General features: G+C 38.0%; 18 protein-coding genes. 2 read left to right on the top strand and 16 right to left on the bottom strand.

Translation table 11 applies throughout. The features are described 5' to 3' along the window. Positions 1-84: 84 nt before the first annotated feature. From QNH48_RS12485 to QNH48_RS12440, 10 genes are all read right to left on the bottom strand, one after another. Positions 85-291 (bottom strand): hypothetical protein, encoded by a 207-nt coding sequence (locus tag QNH48_RS12485; RefSeq protein ID WP_283955189.1) that lies wholly within the window; start codon positions 289-291, stop codon positions 85-87. Positions 292-317: 26 nt separating this feature from the next. Beyond that, a complete protein-coding gene (locus tag QNH48_RS12480) occupies positions 318-713 on the bottom strand; it encodes a flagellar protein (RefSeq protein WP_283955188.1) in 396 nt (131 codons plus the stop codon). A gap of 25 nt (positions 714-738) precedes the next feature. Beyond that, positions 739-1,101, bottom strand: coding sequence for a response regulator (locus tag QNH48_RS12475; protein WP_283955187.1), 363 nt, complete (start codon positions 1,099-1,101; stop codon positions 739-741). A gap of 28 nt (positions 1,102-1,129) precedes the next feature. Beyond that, complete coding sequence (fliY, locus tag QNH48_RS12470) at positions 1,130-2,257, bottom strand: flagellar motor switch phosphatase FliY (RefSeq protein WP_283955186.1); 1,128 nt, start codon at positions 2,255-2,257, stop codon at positions 1,130-1,132. 1 nt (position 2,258) lies between these two features. Continuing rightward, complete coding sequence (fliM, locus tag QNH48_RS12465) at positions 2,259-3,233, bottom strand: flagellar motor switch protein FliM (RefSeq protein ID WP_283955185.1); 975 nt, start codon at positions 3,231-3,233, stop codon at positions 2,259-2,261. A 57-nt stretch (positions 3,234-3,290) separates the two neighbouring features. Further along, on the bottom strand, positions 3,291-4,229 hold the full coding sequence (locus QNH48_RS12460; RefSeq protein ID WP_283955184.1) for a flagellar hook-basal body complex protein: 939 nt from the start codon (positions 4,227-4,229) through the stop codon (positions 3,291-3,293). Positions 4,230-4,263: 34 nt separating this feature from the next. Beyond that, entirely contained in the window at positions 4,264-4,698 is a 435-nt protein-coding gene (gene flgD / locus QNH48_RS12455; protein ID WP_283955183.1) for a flagellar hook assembly protein FlgD, read from the bottom strand. Positions 4,699-4,713: 15 nt separating this feature from the next. Then, positions 4,714-8,112, bottom strand: coding sequence for a flagellar hook-length control protein FliK (locus QNH48_RS12450; RefSeq protein WP_283955182.1), 3,399 nt, complete (start codon positions 8,110-8,112; stop codon positions 4,714-4,716). A gap of 128 nt (positions 8,113-8,240) precedes the next feature. Continuing rightward, on the bottom strand, positions 8,241-9,278 hold the full coding sequence (locus tag QNH48_RS12445) for a protein-glutamate methylesterase/protein-glutamine glutaminase (protein ID WP_283955181.1): 1,038 nt from the start codon (positions 9,276-9,278) through the stop codon (positions 8,241-8,243). Then, positions 9,247-10,089 (bottom strand): CheR family methyltransferase, encoded by an 843-nt coding sequence (locus tag QNH48_RS12440; protein WP_283955180.1) that lies wholly within the window; start codon positions 10,087-10,089, stop codon positions 9,247-9,249. The genes QNH48_RS12445 and QNH48_RS12440 overlap by 32 nt, the downstream gene beginning before the upstream one ends. 295 nt (positions 10,090-10,384) lie before the next feature. On the opposite strand from QNH48_RS12440, the gene motA reads away from it, so the two are divergent. Then, positions 10,385-11,188 (top strand): flagellar motor stator protein MotA, encoded by an 804-nt coding sequence (motA, locus tag QNH48_RS12435; protein WP_283955756.1) that lies wholly within the window; start codon positions 10,385-10,387, stop codon positions 11,186-11,188. Beyond that, the gene (locus QNH48_RS12430) at positions 11,172-11,933 is read left to right on the top strand and encodes a flagellar motor protein MotB (RefSeq protein ID WP_283955179.1); all 762 of its coding nucleotides are present in this window, start codon (positions 11,172-11,174) and stop codon (positions 11,931-11,933) included. The genes motA and QNH48_RS12430 overlap by 17 nt, the downstream gene beginning before the upstream one ends. Positions 11,934-11,965: 32 nt before the next feature. Here the strand turns inward: QNH48_RS12430 and QNH48_RS12425 are convergent, their stop codons facing one another. From QNH48_RS12425 to QNH48_RS12400, 6 genes are all read right to left on the bottom strand, one after another. Beyond that, entirely contained in the window at positions 11,966-12,709 is a 744-nt protein-coding gene (locus tag QNH48_RS12425; RefSeq protein WP_283955178.1) for a C39 family peptidase, read from the bottom strand. Positions 12,710-12,838: 129 nt separating this feature from the next. Then, complete coding sequence (locus QNH48_RS12420) at positions 12,839-14,047, bottom strand: iron-containing alcohol dehydrogenase (RefSeq protein ID WP_283955177.1); 1,209 nt, start codon at positions 14,045-14,047, stop codon at positions 12,839-12,841. A 19-nt stretch (positions 14,048-14,066) separates the two neighbouring features. After that, positions 14,067-15,590: an aldehyde dehydrogenase family protein gene (locus QNH48_RS12415; RefSeq protein WP_283955176.1), complete on the bottom strand. Its 1,524-nt coding sequence runs from the start codon at positions 15,588-15,590 to the stop codon at positions 14,067-14,069. A gap of 16 nt (positions 15,591-15,606) precedes the next feature. After that, positions 15,607-16,500, bottom strand: coding sequence for a R2-like ligand-binding oxidase (locus QNH48_RS12410; RefSeq protein WP_283955175.1), 894 nt, complete (start codon positions 16,498-16,500; stop codon positions 15,607-15,609). Between the two features lie 19 nt (positions 16,501-16,519). Then, positions 16,520-18,037, bottom strand: a complete 1,518-nt coding sequence (locus tag QNH48_RS12405) for an AMP-binding protein (RefSeq protein ID WP_283955174.1) — start codon at positions 18,035-18,037, stop codon at positions 16,520-16,522. A 497-nt stretch (positions 18,038-18,534) separates the two neighbouring features. Then, complete coding sequence (locus QNH48_RS12400) at positions 18,535-19,743, bottom strand: ABC transporter substrate-binding protein (protein ID WP_283955173.1); 1,209 nt, start codon at positions 19,741-19,743, stop codon at positions 18,535-18,537. Positions 19,744-19,773 lie beyond the last annotated feature (30 nt).

The raw sequence follows: 19,773 nt of genomic DNA, 5'->3' as shown, positions 1-19,773 counted from the left end.
TTTGTGTTTTATGAATATATAAAAAACCTCCTGATTAGTAGGAAGAGATTTGACCCTGCCACACCTTCCAGAAGGTAAATATTATTACTTTAGTTTATCGATCTGTACTTTTCCCTCATCAATCGCATATACCATTTCTTCAACCTCGTGGGTTTGCGTTTCAATACTCATATTTAAGGCATCCGTTTGTTCTAGAACATTTCCAACCTCTATACTAATTTCTCGTCCATATTTCGCCTGCTCATTGGTTGATTGGTAATTAAAATAAAAAAACGAGACATAGTGGCACATAGTCCCAATACATCTCGCTTTTTTCTTTACAAATATCTAGTAATGTAGCCTCCGGCCAACTTTTCATCGGAATTGTTGTTTGAATTCTCATCATTGGTAGTAAGTAGATTGATTTTTTCTCTACACGTTGAACAGATTTTTCCTGTTTTAATCATATTTCCACACGTTTCACATGGATAGGAAAGGTTTTGAAATTGAGTCGTGATAATTCTTCCAATGATAATAAAATGGCGTATAAGAGCAATACTAACCTTTGTTTCATCACTAAGTACTTGAATCGTAGTTCCCGGATTTTCACGGAGGTAAGAGGCTACCATCAGGTAATCCTCTTCTTGTTTTTGATAGCAGTCTTCACAGATGTCTCTTATTCGCAGGTAAAGCTTTCTACATTTAGGGCAATTTCCTAACTTTGCTGCAGCCAAGAAAGCTCACTCCTCGTATGACTACCTATATTCCCAACACTTTTTTAATAGATTCCATTACACGATCTGGTTGAAATGGCTTTACTACAAAATCCTTGGCACCAGCTTGAATTGCTTCTAATACCATTGGTTGCTGCCCCATAGCTGAGCACATAATAATTTTTGCTTGCGGATACAACGCTCTAATTTCCTTAACGGCCGTAATTCCGTCCTTCTCTGGCATTGTAATGTCCATTGTTACAACATCAGGCTGAAGTTCTTTAAATTTTTCAACAGCATCGAATCCATTCACAGCTTCACCAACAACTTGAAGTCCATTCTTCGTTAAAATATCCTTTAACATCATTCGCATAAATGCGGCATCATCTACAATTAGTACCCTAGACATAGATATTCCTCCGTTCTTTTATGTTTTATTAGTTAGTCATTTTAGTTAGACGATCTATAGTGCTAATGATGTCCGTTATCCGTACACCAAAGTTCTCTTCGATCACAACCACTTCACCTTTTGCGATTAACTTTTGATTGGCTAAAATATCTACTGGTTCTCCAGCTAATTTATCAAGTTGGATGACGGCTCCAGGACCCAATTCAAGAATTTTACGAATTTGCAAATTGGTACGTCCTAATTCAACCGTAATTTCCAAGGGTATATCATATAATAAGTCGATATTACTTGGTACGCCCTGAGACTTATCTGAGGATGATGGGAAAGTAGAAAATTCGACCTTTTGAACATTCGCATTTGCCTGTACATGAGAAATTTCAGCCTTTTCCATTGATGGAATAGGTGGCGCATAATTAGCTGTAGTCGGTGATGGAGATATTGCTCCAGCAGCCTTAACTTCCTCTACTACTTTATTTGCAGTAGGTGCTTCATATTGCAATATTTTTCCAATCATTTCTTTACCAAAGGAAAGCGGAATAAATTGAACCATATTCGAATCTATTAGGCTGCCTACTGCTAAACGGAACGATACTTTGATAATAATATCATCCTGAAGACTTTCCAATTTTTTTGGAGGAAAGCCAAGTACATCAATCGTTGGAGGTGAAATATCAACTTTTTGACTAAACAACGTCGACATGGATGTAGCTGCAGATCCCATCATTTGATTCATCGCTTCTTGAACTGCACTTAAACTCATATCAGATAGTTCTGGTTCAAGAGTAGTTCCATCTCCGCCCATCATCAAGTTGGCTATTATTTTAGCGTCATTTTCTTTAATCATTAACAGATTTTTTCCACGGATTCCTTCAGTATAGTCAACATGTACGGCTACATGCTTCTCCTGAATCATTTCCTCCATACGTGCCTGCTCTATTACAGAGAGTGTAGGTGTAGTAATTTCGACTCGTTGATTCAGTAAAGCGGAAAGAGCAGTGGTAGAGCTTCCTAATGAAATATTTCCAATTTCGCCTAACGCATCTTTCTCCATTGAACTAAGGAAATCGTCGATTGATAATGAGAAATTTTGGTTACTATTATCCATTTGACTAAAGAGTGCATTGATTTCTTCTTGTGATAATGTTGCTCCACTCATCTTATAGATTATCTCCTTCCGTGTTAATTACTTGATCAACCTGAATTGCGTAATGCCCTTTTTGAACACCTGGATTCCCTACAAATCTAGTAAATTGGCCAACTTTGACCTGAATTTTATCAGTTTCAATTCCAATCACATCACCAATTTGCAAGTTAAGCAGGTCTGAAACAGGTAAGGTTGCCCTTCCAAGTTCAGCAATTACCGGTACACGAACATGATCCAGGTTTTGCTGTAATTTATCTTGTTGTGGGACGTTGGCTTTCATTGAGTAAGAAAACCATTGTTGATTCGATAATCTTGGTAACACTGGTTCAACGATTAGGTGCGGAAGACAAATCGTCATCCGATCTGTCGTTTCTCCAATCGTGACACGGAGTGCGATTACAATCACAGTATCGTTAGAAGAAGCAATTTGTATGAATTGCGGATTCGATTCCATTGCTTCCCACTTAATATTCATTTTCTCAACATTTTGCCAAGCATTTTGATACAAATCAAATGTTTTGCGTAGAACCTTTTGCATGAGAACCATTTCAATTTCTGTTAATGAACCATCACGAGCTGAAGGGTCACCTTGTCCACCTAATAATCTTTCTATCACAGCATAGGCAACAAGCGGATTAATCTCTAAAACCATCTTTCCATCCATGGGTTTCACTTCAAAAATATTCAAAATCGTCTTAGATGGGAGTGATGCAATAAACTCATGATAAGTCACTTGTTCTACCAAATCGATTTCAATTTGAACGTTTGTCCTAAGCTGTGTAGCAAGATAGGACGTTAGCATTCTTGTAAAGTTCTCATGAATTCTGGTAATACTCCTTAACTGTTCTTTGGAATATCGCATCGCACGCTTGAAATCATATACTTTTACTTTTTCTTCTTTTATTTTCACATCTGCTGCTTGTAAATCGCCGTTATTTATGGCCGATAAAAGGGCGTCTATCTCTTGTTGCGATAATATATCTGCCAAAGGCCATACCCCCTAACTCTTCCATGAGTTATAAGTCTCTACTTACACTAAATTAAATTATCGTTTTAAATTGACAACCTCTTCTAAAATAGAATCAGAAGTCGTAATTGTTCTAGCGTTTGCTTGAAAACCACGCTGCGCAACAATCATCTCTGTGAATTCATCCGTTAAATCAACATTTGACATTTCTAGGACACCAGATGTAATTTGACCGCCTTTGTTGTCTTCAATTCTTCCAAAAACAACTTCACCTGTAGCTGCATTTGGTGTTACCTCGAACATCGTATTTCCAACCTTTTTCAAACCACTAGGATTCGGAACAACAGCAGTTGCAATCGAAACATTTAGACTTTCGTCCCCTGTATCATTTAGAAAATACCCATCTGCTTCCGTCCATGCTAATTTACCACTCACACTGTCCTCACGAACAACAGTAATATATCCATTAGAATCAATAGAGTAGGAAGTGAAGTTTGATTGATCGGTTTCCTCATCTAAAGCATTAGCTTTTGCTTTTTCATCAAAAGATACATTTATATTAATATTTATTGGTTCTCCATTAGAAACAACTGTCCCTACAACATAAAAACCATTTGAATTGACCAGATCCCCATTTGCATCACGACTGAAGTTCCCAGCCTTTGTTAGATAGTTCTTACCATTTAAAAGTGGATCTTCAGGACTTACTACAAAATAAGCATCCCCATCAATTGCCAAATCGGTTGCCATATTCGTTGTCATCGGACTGCCTGGTGTATGTACAGTATCGATGGCCGCTATCTTAGTTCCCAGACCTATTTGCTTAGGATTTACCCCGCCTTGCTGTCCAGTAGGTGCTGTAGCACCAGAAATATTTTGATTGATAATATCTTGAAACATAACCCTGCTCTTTTTAAATCCTACTGTATTGACGTTAGCAACATTATTTCCAATAACATCGAGTTTCGTTTGAAACCCCTTCATACCAGAAACACCAGAGTAAAGTGATTTTAACATTTTGTAATCCTCCTATTTAGATAGCCTATTAAATTTATTTCGTTTCAGATGTAAGTTGTTTAATTTCGGTAACAGAGTCTACAGGAACTTTTTCATTCCCGACCATATAAAAATAATTCCCATTTTGGACGGATACACCATCAACGACACCCGTTTTGGGGATAGTTGATTCTGCTTCTGTCCAGGTAATTTCTTTTCCAATAGAACCTGCAAACTGACTCATTTGCTGATTAGCAAACTTCTCAAATGCTTTGTTTAAATTTGTCATTTGCTCAAGAGAACTAAAAGTAGCCATTTGAGCAATAAAGTCTTTATCCTGCAAGGGACTTGACGGATCTTGATGTGATAATTGTGTGGTAAGAATTCGTAGAAAATCATCCTTACCAAGTGAACTCTTTTGTTCAAAGCTCTTATTATTAAAAATGGAATTATTCTTTGGCACATTAGAAATATCCACCCAACTGCTCATTATCCTTCTCTCCTTCTAGGCCGTGAAATCAATTCTTGTGGCTGATTTTGGTGCAGTTTCTCCATATGTCAACGGTACGTGCTCTCTCTCCAGTTCCTGTTCTTCTCCACCCGATTGCTTTTTGGTCTCTTCACGTGTTAGGTAATAGGATGGTTGTTCTTGGGATGAACCTGAATTACCTTGTGAAAACGATAATCCAGCTTGATTAGAATCGAAAGAATCTGGCATTTGTTGGACAATTTCCAGCTTTTGCACCTGCAAGCCTTGAGTTTGAAGGGACTGCCTTAACTGATGGAGTTGACCTTCTAAGGATTCTTTGGCAATGGAAGAGTCAGTAACGATTTGTACCGAAACCTGTCCGTCTTGAGAAACGATTTTAACTTCTAGATGGCCCAAGTGTTCTGGAAATAAATTAAATTTAGCTTCCGTGCTTCCTATGTGCCCGTTTAAAATCCTTACGTAACGGCCTGCAAATTCGCTTACCTGTGGAACAAAGGTTGCTAACGTAAGGTTTGACGTACTCTGTGGAGTTTTTGTATCAATGTCAATATCCATCCTAGATTGTGAAATTGGTACACTAACCGTATCAAGCTTGGAACTCGGTAGTTCATCTAAATTATTTGAAAATGAAATAGATTCCTTTATTATAGATGGTTCAAAATTTGACTGGATAAGTGATGGTGAAACAACAGGATTTTCTTTTATATTACGATCTTTATTCCATTCATGACTAGAATGATTCACCATTTCTTCCATTGGTAGTCTGTCTCCCGTTTTGAATGACAAATTACCCTCTATCCTTTTTTGCCTTCCATTTAACCAATCCTGTAAAGAATCTACCACCATGATAGGTTGTTCTCTATCAAGCTTCTTTTTTGAAATGTCATCGACCATATAGGGTTGTCTATTCAACATTTGAAACTCTAATGTGTCTTCTAAACTTGATACCTGACTTTTATCTACTTTATTAGATATAGTTTCTTCGCTCTCTAGTGTCTGAGTATCTTGAACTTTGTATGGTAATTGTTCTTCACTCTTTTGAGACTGACCACTTTCTACTTTGTACAGCAGTGGCTCATTCATTAAAATCTGACGGCTCTCTACCTTGGAAGGCAATGGATCTTCACTGATTAAGAAACTGCCTTCAAACTCGCTTACCTCTGGAACAATAGTCGTTAACGCAAGGTTTGGCGTACTCTGTGGTTTTTTTGTACTAATGTCCTGATCCATCCCAGGCTGGAATAATATTGCACCCATTGTATCAGGCTTGGAGCTCGGTAATTCATCTAAATTTTTAGAAAATGAAATAGATTCCTTTATTAAAGATGGGTCAAAATTTGGCTGAATGAGTGTTGGTGAAACAACAGGATTTTCTTCTTTATTATTATTTTTATTAGATTCAAGACTAGACTGATTCACCATTTCTTCCAATTTCATTGGCAATCTGTCTCCAGTTTTGAATGATAGATTACCCTCTATCCTATTTTGCCTTCCATACAGCCAATCCTGTAACGTTTCTGCCACCTTGATAGGTTGTTCTCTATCTATCTTCTTTTTTGAAATGTCATCGACCATATAGGGTTGTCTATTCAATATTTGAAAGTCTAATGTGTCTTCTAAACTTGATACCGAACTTTTTTCTAGTTTATTAGATACCTTGGTAGATATTGTTTCTTCGCTCTTTAGTGTCAGAGTATCTAAAACTTTGTATGGTAATTGTTCTTCACTTTTTTGTGTCTGACCACTTTCTATCTTAAAAGGCAATGGCTCTTCACTTTTTAGTTCCTGTCCACTTTCTTCCTTGAAAGGCAATGGTTTTTCACTTTTTAGGACCTGCCCACTTTCTTCCATGGAAGGCAATGGCTCTTCACTCTTTAGGGGCTGTCCACTTTTTTCCTTCGAAGGCAATGGCTCTTCACTTTTTAGGATCTGTCCACTTTCTTCCTTGAAAGGCAATGGCTCTTCACTCTTTAGGATCTGCCCACTTTCTTCCATGGAAGGCAATGGCTTTTCACTTTTTAGGATCTGCCCACTTTCTTCCATGGAAGGCAATGGCTTTTCACTTTTTAGGATCTGCCCACTTTCTTCCATGGAAGGCAATGTCTCTTCACTCTTTAGGATCTGTCCACTTTTTTCCTTCGAAGGCAATGGCTCTTCACTTTTTAGTTCCTGTCCACTTTCTTCCTTGAAAGGCAATGGCTCTTCACTCTTTAGGATCTGCCTACTTTCCATTTTGGAGGGCAATGGCTCTTCACTCTTTAGGATCTGTCCACTTTCTATTTTGTACGGCAGTGGCTCTTCATTCCCTAGAGTCTGACTACTTTCTACGCTATTCTCTACAGTTTCTTCACCATTTAAAGCAGAATTGCTTTTCTTAAATGATATTGCCATAGTACGCTCTATTGTCTGTCGGACCTCTACCCCGCTTGGAGATATTTCTCTGTTCTGTGGTATTTGTTCATGGTCCAACATAATTGGCAAAGTCCCTTCAATATGTATTTTCGGGCCGTTATCCATGGAGGGTATTGTAGTTATGTCACTTTTTATAGACTTAATGCTTTCTGCATTGTTAAGCGATGTTTGTGCAATTTTTATTTCTGGGACTTCACCCTTATTTAGTTTGATTTCTTCTCTCTTTACAGACTGAGCACCCTCCACAATATTGGTTATGTAATCACTAACCGTTAAGGGGTTGGTCTTTAAGTTATTTGGCATATCTTGTTCTTCCAAAACCCCTATGTTACCTTTTGGTGTCGTTTTTGATATGTCCAGATAAGATTTTATTTCTTCATATGTCATTTGTATTTTTTGAACAACATCATCTTCAATATCAAAGCTTATTTGATCCTCTTTAATCTGAAGGGCACCCACTAATTTAGTGAGTTTCTCTATGACATGATCTGAATCAATGGAAACAGGTTCATTTTTATTCTCAATATTCTGAAACCATCCTATTAATTCCTTAGTAAAATCCGATGTAACCTCTTGAATGGGATTATATGCTGTATAATCAGCCAATGATATAGTTTTGCTGCTCGAATGAAGATTGCTAGATTCATCAGAATTAGTAGAGTTATTAACTATTTTGATTTCACTCAAAAAAATGTTCAATATAGATTCCAATTCCATTAGGTCTTCTTTTCTGTTCTCCCAATTATTGAGGGTAATTAAGTCAATTTCCTCTGGGTTACCCGTTGCTACTAAATTCATTGCCTCTTCTTTTTGAGGGATCTTTCCATTTAAATTAAACAGAGCTAATATTTGATTAAAGGATTTCTCCGGGGCATCAAGTTGTTTGGATAACCTTTGAATTCCAGCTTCAGGAATATTAGTTTGATTTATTTTGACTAGGCTATGTGTAATGTCCAAAAATTTATCGCCTCCGGTTTTCTTACTACTTCTAATAGTAAACATTATAACTCATATGCCTGCTCTTCGTCATGAAAATTTTCGATGATTATGGTTACCTTTGAATTGTTTTTGATAGAGTTTGTGTTTTTATCTTACAATTTTATAGATTTTGTGAACTTGTTATCAATCTATTAAATAAAAGACATTATCTCCTCATATATTTTTGAAACTTCATATTGCCCGTCTACATAACCCGCTTCAAGAACTGCTTTTGGCATCCCATAGACAATACACGACTCTTCGGCTTCCACAAACACATTTCCATCATGTTTTTTTACGAAACCACATCCGCGCATACCGTCCATCCCCATCCCAGTAAGAATGACTGATAAAAGTCTGTCTCTATAAATTGGAGCTGCAGATTCCAATGAAATATCAATGGATGGTTTATATAGTGCTTTATCAGAATCATGTTTATTCACCTTAAAAATTACAGAGTCATCTAGTTTTTTTTCAAAACTTGTTTGATAACCTGAAGGAGCAATATAAATCGTCCCTGCTTTCACAGTTTCACCATTCTGTGCTTCCCTCACCTGTAGTTGACACAATGTGTCAAACCTCTCTGCAAGTGGTTGAGTAAAACCTGGTGGCATATGCTGTGCCACCACAATAGGAATCGAAAAATTCTTGGGAAAATGCGGTAGTATTTTTTGCAAAGCAGATGGTCCCCCCGTTGAACAGCCAATGAAAATCAGGTCAGTTTGGCGCTTTTTTCTGAGTTTATTTCCTATTTCAGGTGTGGTTTTGATAGGAGAGGAACTTGAAACCTTTGTCTCAACAATTCCTTTTAAACGCAAAATAAATTCCTCAGTTTGGTTTCCATCTCCGTGATTTTTTAGTAGATAATCTTTTAAAAAGAAATCAACTGCTCCTAAATCAAGTGCCTCTAACGATTCTTTTGCACCTTCTCCAGTACGAGAACTTAGCATTACAACCGGTACCGGATTTGAATTCATAATTTCTTCTAATGCCCGTAATCCGTTCATTTTAGGCATTTCTACATCCATCGTAACAAGATCAGGCTGAAGTCGTTTTACTTTCTCTACAGCCTCTTCACCATTCCTAGCTATTCCAACCACAAATAATTGTGGATCATTATCCAACATTAGACTAATAGCCCTTCTCATAAATGCAGAATCATCTACTACTAAAATACGGTACTGTTTCATTTTGATTCGTTTCCTTTCGATAGTAAAAAGTGTTCTCTGAATATGCTTTTTGAAAACCTAGATCGCTGTCCGTTATTGATTCGGCATGTCCAAGAAACAAATATCCATCCGGTGCTAAATTTTCATGTAAACTATCTATTACCTGTTTTGTTGTCATCTGATCAAAATAGATTAAAACATTCCTGCAAAAAATAATATCGACTTCACCTATTTGAGACGTGTTTTGTTTGTTAAGTAAATTTAAATTTTGAAAATTTACCATTTTTTTGATTGATTCTTTAATTTGATACCCTGAATCGATAGGTGTAAAGTATTTTTTTAACAGATTTTCAGGGATTCTTCTAAATGCAAAGGACCCTTGGTGATACCATCCCTTTTTTGCTTTTTCAATAACTCTTTTATTGATATCGGTGGCAATAATCTCAATTGATCCTGGAAGGAATTGGCCGGTTTCTTGTATGAGCATAGCTAGTGTGTAGGGCTCCTCACCTGTTGAGCAGGCTGCACTCCAAATTCGAATAGGACCGCCAAATCTCTTCTTTTTCAACATTGGCAGGACTACTGAACTGCATTCAATTAATTGATTTTCTTCACGATAAAAATACGTTTCATTTATGGTTACTAACTCGATCATGATATCCCACTCCAAGGGATTTCGAGTTAAGTATTCACAATAGTCAGAGTATGTAACACCCAATTCTGTAATTCTATTATCAACCTTCTTCTTTAAAGTAGAAAGCCGTTCATTGAAACTCAATCCACAATAATCTTTAATTATGTGGCTTAATCTTACTAGTCCAATATCGTGCATTATTATCACCTTACTTTAGTTGAGTTGGTCTATTTGGGTAAGTTATTATTTATTTGTAAATACTAGGTTAGTAATTTCGCCTTAATAACATCACAATTTATTCCATAACTGTTATTTTATCAGTAGTTGCAGGTTTTAGTTAGTATAAAAATAACTTTTCCAAAAAAACTTATCTAGTAGTTTTTACTTTTTTGTTTGATAAGATGTTTGATTCTTTTCAAACAAAACAAAAAACATTTGTCTGATTTTCTCGAGTGACGTACAATTACATTATAGATTATTTTTATAAAAGGAGATTATCATGTCTAGTTTTATTGGTATTTTGGTAGCACTAATAGCTATTGGTGTTGGGATGGTTTTAAAAGGTGCCTCATTATCGGCATTATACAATCCAGCAGCTTATCTAATTATCTTTGGTGGAACTGCAGCTGCAATATTAATTGCCTTCCCATTCAGTGAACTTAAGAAATTCCCTTTACTGTTAAAAATTGCCTTTATTGAACCGAAATTACCTTCAAAATCTGCTCAAATTTCTAGTTTAATAGAATGCTCAGAAATTGCAAAAAAAGAGGGCATACTTGCTTTAGAAGAAATTTCAGGTAATACTAAGGATCCTTTCTTAAAAAAAGGGCTCGAAATGATAATTGATGGATATGAACTTGAGTTTATTGAGGAAGTATTATTGGATGAGGTTGCTGCTATAGATAAGAGACACAAAACAGGGGCGCTTATTTTTACACAAGCTGGAACCTATGCACCGACGTTAGGTGTACTTGGCGCAGTAATTGGACTCATAGCTTCCCTTGGAAATTTAAACGATGTTGATAAACTAGGACATTCAATTTCAGCTGCATTTATTGCAACATTACTTGGAATATTTTCTGGTTATGTACTTTGGCACCCTTTAGCGAATAAATTAAAAAGGATTTCGAAAAAAGAACAAGAACTAAAGCTTCTAACAATCGAAGGATTGCTTGCCATCTACCGAGGAGTGTCCCCAAGCGCCTTAGAGAAAAAACTTGTAGTGTATATTGACCCTAAGGAACGCAAGAAGTTCGAAAAGAAAATTGAGGACGATGTTCATGAGCAGATTGCATAAAAAATTCGAGGAAGAACATGAGGATCATGTTGACGAGTCATGGTTAATTCCTTATGCCGACATTTTAACCCTGCTATTAGCACTATTTATTGTTTTGTTTGCTTCAAGTGAAATAGATAATCAAAAGTTTCATTCTATTATGGAGTCATTCAAATCTGAATTTACAGGCACAAAAATTGAAAGCACCAATTCAGGTCTCTCTGTTTCTCAAAAAGGTGAAATTGAAAAGGAAATTGCAAAGGAACCTGCTCCCGATCAAAATCCTGCTCCGATTACAAATGAAATTGAAGATGCTGAACTCGATAATTTAAAGTCTCAATTAGAGAAATATGTTGCTGAAAATAATCTCGAAGCCGTTGTTACGCTTCAAGATACTAGGCGTGGCGTTGAAATTGCATTAAAGGATGTCTTGCTATTCGATTCAGGAAAAGCAGTATTAAAAGAAAGTTCGTTTAAAACACTGGATGCCATTGTGAAATTAATTAACACACTACCCAACCCTATTAGTATTGAAGGCCACACTGACAATGTTCCAATTGGAAATGCGGCATATTCTTCAAACTGGGAGCTATCTTCTGCTAGAGCAGTAAGTGTGTTACATTATTTTGCTTCAAAATCAATTGCAGAAAACCGAATGCAATTTACGGGCCACGGGGAATTTCAACCGTTGTATCCGAATGATACAGCTGAAAACCGCCAGGCAAATCGACGTGTTAATATTGTAATATTACGTGAGAAAAAATAAAAATGGTCCAATCAAATGATTGAACCATTTTTTTATTTTTCAATCGCAATCGCTTGGCTGCCCATTTCTTCCCATGAGAGAATAAAATTCTTTTTGTCTACTTTTCTATTTTTATAACCAAATGGATCATTAATGTAGAGAGAATTTTGGTCGTAGCCAGTAATGACAACACTATGAACATTAAAGGTAACATACATGGTTCCTTGAAGAGTGTCCCACTTTTCAAATGAAGCGGTACCTGGAGTATATTTACTGGTGATTATCACCCAAACTGGTATACCTCTTCCTACCTTTTTAAGTAAATCATCAAAGGGACTATTGGTTAAATTCATGACTTTCTCCCCTGCATATTCCTTAGCAAGATCAAAAATGGGTTCATTATAGACACTCAACCCTGGTCCATCAGCCATATCACCAACAAAACCCACGTGCGGGTTCCCTTTTTTCTGATTAGGGTATTCAAACGGGACCGTAATTATTTTTTCTGCCAACTGGTTTTTTGTAACCTCAATGCCATGATGATTTAGAATCATGGCTAAACTTGTTACTTCACAGCCTTTATATAAATGAGGTTCTGAGAACTGGTTGATGAGCGGAACATCTAAAAGTTTGCTTTCTGGTAGAAACGATTCTTTTTTCATTATTCCTATTTCCCTATTGACTAAGGATGTTCTACCTACTTTTTTTTCTGGATTCCAGCTCGATAGCTGGTCTGGTAAATTAGTGTTTAATAATGCAATAGTAAATACGACCATGCTTACTATAATTTTCTTCATGTTTTACCTCAAATAAATAGATTCAATATCTATTACTATAGCAAAAAGAATGAATAAGACAAAGGACTCATTTTCAAAAAATAAAAAGCTAGTAGCTTCTTCGCCACTAGCTTGATGAAATCTACTATCTTATTTCACAGCAAGTGGTACAACTCTTTGTCCAATTGCTAAAATCAATTCTTTAGGCATTGGGAAGCTTAGTGCTGCTGGATCTTTCATCACCGCAGGAATCGTCTGTTCAAGATTTTCTTCGGTGATATTAAACTGCTTAAAATCAGCAGGAAGACCGACTTTATGCTGCAATAAACGAATCTTTTCTACTACTTTGGCTAATGCCGTTTCATCACTATCACCTTTCACCTCGACATCCAAGGCCGCAGCAAGTTCATTCACTTTTGGCAGGTATAATGAAGGAACCATTTCCATGACCACTGGAAGGAAAACAGCATTGGCCAAACCATGTGGAATCCGGAACAATGCACCATAGGCGTGGGCCAAATTATGCACTGGAATAGCATTCAAAGCAAAGCTAAAAGCAGTAATACCCATTAAGCTTGCCTGCAGTAAATCCATCCGAGCAGCGATATTCGTTCCTTCTGACACTGCCACTGGAAGATTTTTTCCAATTAACCTAATTGCATGCAGTGCATAGGCATCAGTCAGAGCAGTCGCTGTCGGCGACGCAAATGCTTCAATGGCATGGGTTAAGGCGTCAAACCCAGTAAAGGCCGTGATAAAAGGCGGCAGACCAAGTGTTAATTCAGGATCAAGAATTGCCATATCCGCATTAATGAATGGGTTAATAATATTTGTCTTCATTTGGATATCTTCATTGAAAATAACTGCAATTGGAGAAACTTCAGACCCTGTTCCCGCTGTAGTCGGAATCGCTATATGTGGAATCGGGATAAAGTTTGCCTTTGGAAATTGTTCGTATAAAAGCCCTCCAGGAATTGCTTCCTTAATATCCGATAATCCTTTATGAAGTGCATATTTAACACCTTTAACAGTATCTAAAACACTACCTCCGCCAACTGCTAGCAGGGCATCTCCGCCTACCTCTTTTACATAACGGACTGCATCATTAATACAGCGGCTTTCTGCATCCTGCGTAATATCAAGATATTGACCGACCAGCTGTGGACCGCTGCCATGACCCGTTAAGTTAAAGATTTCTGCAACCTTTTCAACAACACCTGCTTTTTCTAACCCTCTGTCACTTAAAAGAACGACTCTTTTCGCACCTAGTCCAGCAAACAAGCTAGGTACCATTGCCCGTGAATTCGAACCACTGTATATTCCAGTGCGAAGCATAAACTGTGATAAGGAAGTTTTCATTATCTTCTTCACCTCTTCATTAGTTTTGGCCAAATAGAATTCCATACCAGTTGCGTTTCTCAAGCTCTGGAGCCATCGATGTGTGAACATGCTTTGTTTGTGTATAGGCGTCTAATGATTGCTGACCCATTTCTCTGCCAATGCCGCTCTGCTTATATCCGCCAAATGGAGCATCGCTTCTAAGCATATGCCAGTCATTAATCCAAACGACACCAGCCTGCAATTTCCTTGCAACCTCATACGCTTTATTGACATCACGCGTCCAAACACCAGCTGCCAATCCATAAATACTATCATTGGCCATCTTAATGGCTTCGTCTAATTCGGAATAACGGATTACACATAATACAGGTCCAAAAATTTCTTCCTGAGCAATTTTCATATCATTGGTCACATTGGTGAAAATGGTGGGTTCAACAAAGTATCCATCCTCGCAGCCAGCTACTTTCACTTCTTTCCCACCGCAGACAAGGGTGGCTCCTTCTTGTTTACCAGCCTCAATGTATGAAAGGATGGTTTCTTTTTGCTTTTTTGAAATGACAGGACCTACGTCCGTCGCAGGATCTAGTGGGTTTCCGAGCTTCAACTTACTTGTTAATCCGACAAGTCCGGCAACAACTTGATCATATAAGGAATCTGGAACAAATAAACGAGTTCCACTTTCACATAGCTGACCAGAATGTAAGAACACTCCAAAGAGACTTCCCGGAAGGGCAATGCTGAGGTCTGCATCCTCTAAAAGAATGTTTGGTGATTTTCCTCCAAGCTCTAAGGTTGTATTTTTAATACTTTCAGAAGCCAAACTCATGATTCTCCTGCCTATTTCTGTAGAACCAGTGAATGCTACCTTGTCAACCTTTGGATGACGAACTAATGCTTCGCCAATTTCAGCCCCAGGACCTGTTACTACGTTAATGACTCCAGGTGGGACAACCTTTGAAATCAATTCAGCCAGCTTTAAGGTGGATAATGGCGTATAGCTTGCAGGCTTAATGACCACTGTATTTCCCATTGCTAATGCAGGGGCGATTTTCCAGGTTGCAATGACCATCGGTAGATTCCACGGTGTTATTGCTGCACAGACTCCAATTGGCTCACGCCAGATAAAATTATGTGCCGGACCTGGAAATGGCGGTACTGGCAAGGTTTCAGAGAATGGATATTCTAATGTAAAGTTCGCCAATGTTTGGAAAAGGTCGACCATTTGTAAAATATCACTGTTTCCAATTCGGCGTACGGTACCGCCTGAACTAATCGCTTCTAAATAGGCTAGCTCTTCGGCATGCTCTGCAATTTGATAAGAAATGGCATATAAAACTTTAGCCCGGTCTTTCGGGTTCATGTTTTTCCATTCGGTGTTATCAAACGCCTCCCTTGCCGCCATAACTGCAGTATCAACATCCGCCACGGTGCCTTTAGCTACTTTCGCTACTAACTCTCCTGTTGCAGGGTTAAAGACATCAAAGGTTTCTTGATTGCTTGCAGGTTCCCACTTTCCATTAATAAAAAGCGGAAAACTTTGAACTTCAACTTTTACTGCCATTTTTTATTCCTCCTTTTTATAAAACCCCTAATTCACTTTCTGAGAATCTATAAATCTCTTCGATTTTTTTGCCTTTTGCTCGTGCTAGAATTTCCATCCTTACTGACAGCTGTTTAAGCGTAAAATCCATGACCAATGCTGGATCACCGCCGAATGCACTTACCTCCCTTCCTGCTATCCCTTCCTCATTTAATCTAAGAGACAAAGGAGTAAGTTCAGTCATTTTCGCCGCAACAAAATCAAAGAGATGAGGGTGTTCACAAATTAATCGTTGAAGCAGGAAGGTGCCATAGCCAATATGCCGGGACTCATCCTTTTTCAAATTCCCGATGCCTTCTAAAAGACCAGGCATGATATTAGCAGTTTCTAACGCTTGGTAAAAAGAATAATAACCTGTTTCTGCTAAGACACCTTCAACAAACATGTTATAGACAACGGAGGCTTCTGCAATGGCTTCTGGAGATTGGTCCGTCACAAGACGTTCCATCGTGGTTGGAAGGATTTCATAGAAGATTTTTTTATATGTCTCTGTATGGAAATGGGACAAGTCCCCTCTTTCGCCGAGGGCATTCAGTACAAGCCGAAAAAATTCTGTATGCTTTGCTTCTTCATATAAGAAAGTAGTTAAGAACATTTCTTCTTCAAGACGTCCTTCTTTTGCAATCGCCATGATAAGCGGGAGTAAATCCAGCGTTACTGCTTCTTCCCCAGCTTGAAACTGTGAAATTAAGCGTAGAATATCTTCCTTTTGTTCATAATTGAGGGTTTTCCAGTCTCTAGCATCCTGACTAAAATCAATATCTGCTGGATTCCAGGTTCCTAATCTTTTCGCCTTTTGATATAAACGAAACGGGAATGAATCCTCCAATAAACCTCTTTTACTTGTCGTTAATATTTTTCTCTCTGCCATTTTTGACCTCCTAGTAACTTTACTTTATCTCTATTTCTGCCACGGATTTTCTCAAATGAGTTTTTAATATTTTTCCAACACCGTTCCGTGGCAGGGATTCAAGAAAAACAATTCTTCGTGGAGTTTTGTTTTTTGCTAGATGCTCCTGACAATAAGCTATTAATTCCTCTTCACTTACAATTGCCTCCTGTTTTACCACAACACAGGCGACCATTTCTTCTCCCATCTTTTCATCAGGAATGCCTACCACTGCGACTTCCGAAACAGTTGCATGAGCGTTCAAAATCTCTTCGACATCCCGTGGATAGACATTAAATCCACCACGAATAATTAAGTCCTTTTTGCGATCAACAATGTAGACATACCCCTCATCATCCATTCGTGCCATATCACCTGTATGTAACCAGGAATCAATCAGGACACGCCTTGATTCTTCCACATTTTGATAATATCCTGGTGTCACGTTTTCACCGCGGACACAAAGCTCACCTACCACACCACATGCCACCTCGACTCCATTGTCATCGACAATTTTCACCTCCACTCCCGGTATTGGAATTCCGACTGAGCCAGGTTTTATTTCAATACCAACTTTATGAGCCGTTACTATAGGTGCAGCCTCCGATAAACCGTAGCCTTCATAAACCTTGGCACCAAACTTTTTTTCAAAAGCATGCAGTAGAGAGACAGGGAGCGGTGCTGAACCTGAACTAACTGATTCGAGACTTGAGCTATTAAATTGGTCTGCATCAGAATAGGAAACTAAAGCATGAATCATCGACGGCACTGCCGAAAAAGTTTTCACTTCATATTTCTCGATTGCTTTAAATATTGATTCCGTGTCAAATTTGGAAAAAGTAACTATTGAACTCCCCATTAAAAGGCAAATATTGGAGATGGTCAGCCCATAGACATGTGCAAGCGGCAGAACGCCAATGGTTGTTCCCCTTTCAAGTTCATTATGCTTGACTGAATTTTGAGCGTTACTCGTTAAATTTTTATGCGTTAACAAAACACCTTTTGGATTTCCTGTGGTACCAGATGTGTAAAGAATAACAGCTGTATCATCCTCCTTCCGCTCACTACCAGGAACAAATGTCTCCTCACCCTTAACATCATAAAAGTTTAACCTTCGTTCACATGAAGGCTGATCTACTACGACAACTAATGGTTGAAGAGGTAACCCCTCAAGTGCCTTCTCTACATTTCCTAGAATATTTGAAGAGGTAATTACTGCTTTTGCTCCAGAATTCAATGCAATATAATGCAGTTCTTTTGGATGGAGGGTAAACATAACTGGTACAATAATAGCGCCTGCTCTAGTTATCCCTTGATAAGCAAAAATAACTTCTGGACAGTTTGGCATACAAACGATGACTCTATCACCCACATCTATACCATACTTGGTGAGCCCGCTTGCGAATTTGTCAGCAAACATCTTACATTCAATGTTTGTATATTGCTTTTCTTTAAAATGTAGAAAAGGATACTCACCAAACTGACTAATGTTTGTTTCAAGCAAATCACTAAGCCTCATAACACCAACTCCTTTTAAAGGAACTATTAGAAAGGCTATTTTCGCATATATTGTTGTTTTCAGTTGAACAGAAATTATCTTAGAATTTTTCACAATGGGGCTGATGAGGACACGTTGCACTTGTAGTCTATTGGTTACCACTTTTTCAATTTTTCAGCGCTTGCGGTCACTTATACCCCCTATTAGTTACCACTTCCACGATTTTTTAGCGCTTACGGTCACTTATAGCCCTTATTAGTTACCACTTCCACGATTTTTCAGCGCTTGCGGTCACTTATACCCCCTATTAGTTACTACTTCCACGATTTTTTATCGCTTACGGTCACTTATAGCCTCGATGTCCTTGAAATCCTGATTCATACGAAAAGCAACAAAGTTTACGAACAAAGCCATTAGAAAAAATGGAACTCCAATCACACAGGAATCCCCCCTTGTGTCCTACTAAACACAAGAGGGAGCTTTATATAGATTTGCCCTGTTCTATTAAACTATCTCTATTAATCTACTTTAATTGGAACTATTTTTCCGTCTTCTACAGCAGCGACTGACAAATCAAATTCAAATCCGCCATCATCACCAATTTTTTCTACAACATAGATTTTTTTATCCTCTGGCAAATTTTCCAAACCAGCTTGCATTTTAGCTCGTATTTTTTCAACATCATCCACTGAACCAGCAGCTTTCATTGCCTCAACAAACACATGCATGCCAATATAATTTAGTCCCGCTTCAGAACCAGGATTCTCACCGTATTTTTCATTGTACCGTTTCACAAAATCAGGTATCGCAGCCTCTTGAGAATCAACAAGCGGCATTACTCCAATTGAGCCATTCAATAAATCATAAGAACCTGTTACTGCCTTCATTTCATCAAATTTCGCTTGATCCATAACGATGAAACCGCCTTTGAAGCCGAGCTCACGAGCTTGCTTTGCTACCTTCGCTGTAGGTTCAGATGCTCCACCGATAAATAATACATCTGGCTTTTCTTTTAGAGCATTCGTTAATATGGTGAAGAAATCTGTTTCCTTTGAAAAGTCAATTGCAGAATCGTAAACAACCTTTCCGCCTTCTTTTTCCCAGTATTTCTTTAAGTTAGCTGACCAGTCCTTACCATATTGAGAAGCAGTTGGCAGAAAGGCAACGTTCTTACCAAAGTTATCCATTGCATACTCTGTAAATGGCTGTAAATATCCATCATAACGAGGCGGTATTCGAACGGTTAACTTATTACCTACCTCTGTAATTTTCGGTTCACTAGAATATGCGCCAATAATAAATTTATCCAACTGATTAAATACTTGTAGAGCGAAAATCCCACCACTGTGAGGAGTAAATATAATCGGTGGTTTATTTTCCTGAACCAATCTCTTTGCATTGGCTCCCGCTTCATTTGGCAGGTATTTATCGTCTAAGGAAACGACATTTAACTTGTACTTCTTGCCATTGACCTCAAAACCGCCGGCAGCATTTACTTCATCGGCTGCCATTTTCACACCATTTAAGGTACGCTCACCATAAAAGGCAGCAGGTCCGCTTAAAGGTCCTGTATACCCAATGTTCACAGTTCCTACTTCTCCACTCTTATTATCATCTTCTTTATCATCATTTTTCCCTGATGTACTGGAAGAACTATTGCAGGCTGCTAAGCTGAAAATTAATACGAATATCATACTGAATATAAAAAGCCACTTCATTTTTTTCATGGTTTTCCCCCTCGTATTTTCATTGAATTT

Origin of the sequence: Neobacillus sp. YX16 (assembly GCF_030123505.1) — a bacterium.
In the GTDB taxonomy this organism is placed as follows: Bacteria; Bacillota; Bacilli; order Bacillales; family Cytobacillaceae; genus Neobacillus.
This window is presented reverse-complemented; position numbering and strand designations above follow the sequence as displayed.

Bases quoted from the DNA above. Each gene is read 5' to 3' on its own strand.
- fliY (WP_283955186.1), bottom strand. From the start codon at position 2,257: ATGAGTGGAGCAACATTATCACAAGAAGAAATCAATGCACTCTTTAGT.
- QNH48_RS12440 (WP_283955180.1), bottom strand. From the start codon at position 10,089: ATGCACGATATTGGACTAGTAAGATTAAGCCACATAATTAAAGATTAT.
- QNH48_RS12410 (WP_283955175.1), bottom strand. From the start codon at position 16,500: ATGGCAGAGAGAAAAATATTAACGACAAGTAAAAGAGGTTTATTGGAG.
- flgD (WP_283955183.1), bottom strand. From the start codon at position 4,698: ATGAGCAGTTGGGTGGATATTTCTAATGTGCCAAAGAATAATTCCATT.
- QNH48_RS12425 (WP_283955178.1), bottom strand. From the start codon at position 12,709: ATGAAGAAAATTATAGTAAGCATGGTCGTATTTACTATTGCATTATTA.
- QNH48_RS12475 (WP_283955187.1), bottom strand. From the start codon at position 1,101: ATGTCTAGGGTACTAATTGTAGATGATGCCGCATTTATGCGAATGATG.
- QNH48_RS12415 (WP_283955176.1), bottom strand. From the start codon at position 15,590: ATGGCAGTAAAAGTTGAAGTTCAAAGTTTTCCGCTTTTTATTAATGGA.
- QNH48_RS12460 (WP_283955184.1), bottom strand. From the start codon at position 4,229: ATGTTAAAATCACTTTACTCTGGTGTTTCTGGTATGAAGGGGTTTCAA.
- QNH48_RS12450 (WP_283955182.1), bottom strand. From the start codon at position 8,112: ATGTTTACTATTAGAAGTAGTAAGAAAACCGGAGGCGATAAATTTTTG.
- QNH48_RS12405 (WP_283955174.1), bottom strand. From the start codon at position 18,037: ATGAGGCTTAGTGATTTGCTTGAAACAAACATTAGTCAGTTTGGTGAG.
- QNH48_RS12430 (WP_283955179.1), top strand. From the start codon at position 11,172: ATGAGCAGATTGCATAAAAAATTCGAGGAAGAACATGAGGATCATGTT.
- QNH48_RS12420 (WP_283955177.1), bottom strand. From the start codon at position 14,047: ATGAAAACTTCCTTATCACAGTTTATGCTTCGCACTGGAATATACAGT.
- QNH48_RS12485 (WP_283955189.1), bottom strand. From the start codon at position 291: ATGTGCCACTATGTCTCGTTTTTTTATTTTAATTACCAATCAACCAAT.
- QNH48_RS12400 (WP_283955173.1), bottom strand. From the start codon at position 19,743: ATGAAAAAAATGAAGTGGCTTTTTATATTCAGTATGATATTCGTATTA.
- QNH48_RS12445 (WP_283955181.1), bottom strand. From the start codon at position 9,278: ATGAAACAGTACCGTATTTTAGTAGTAGATGATTCTGCATTTATGAGA.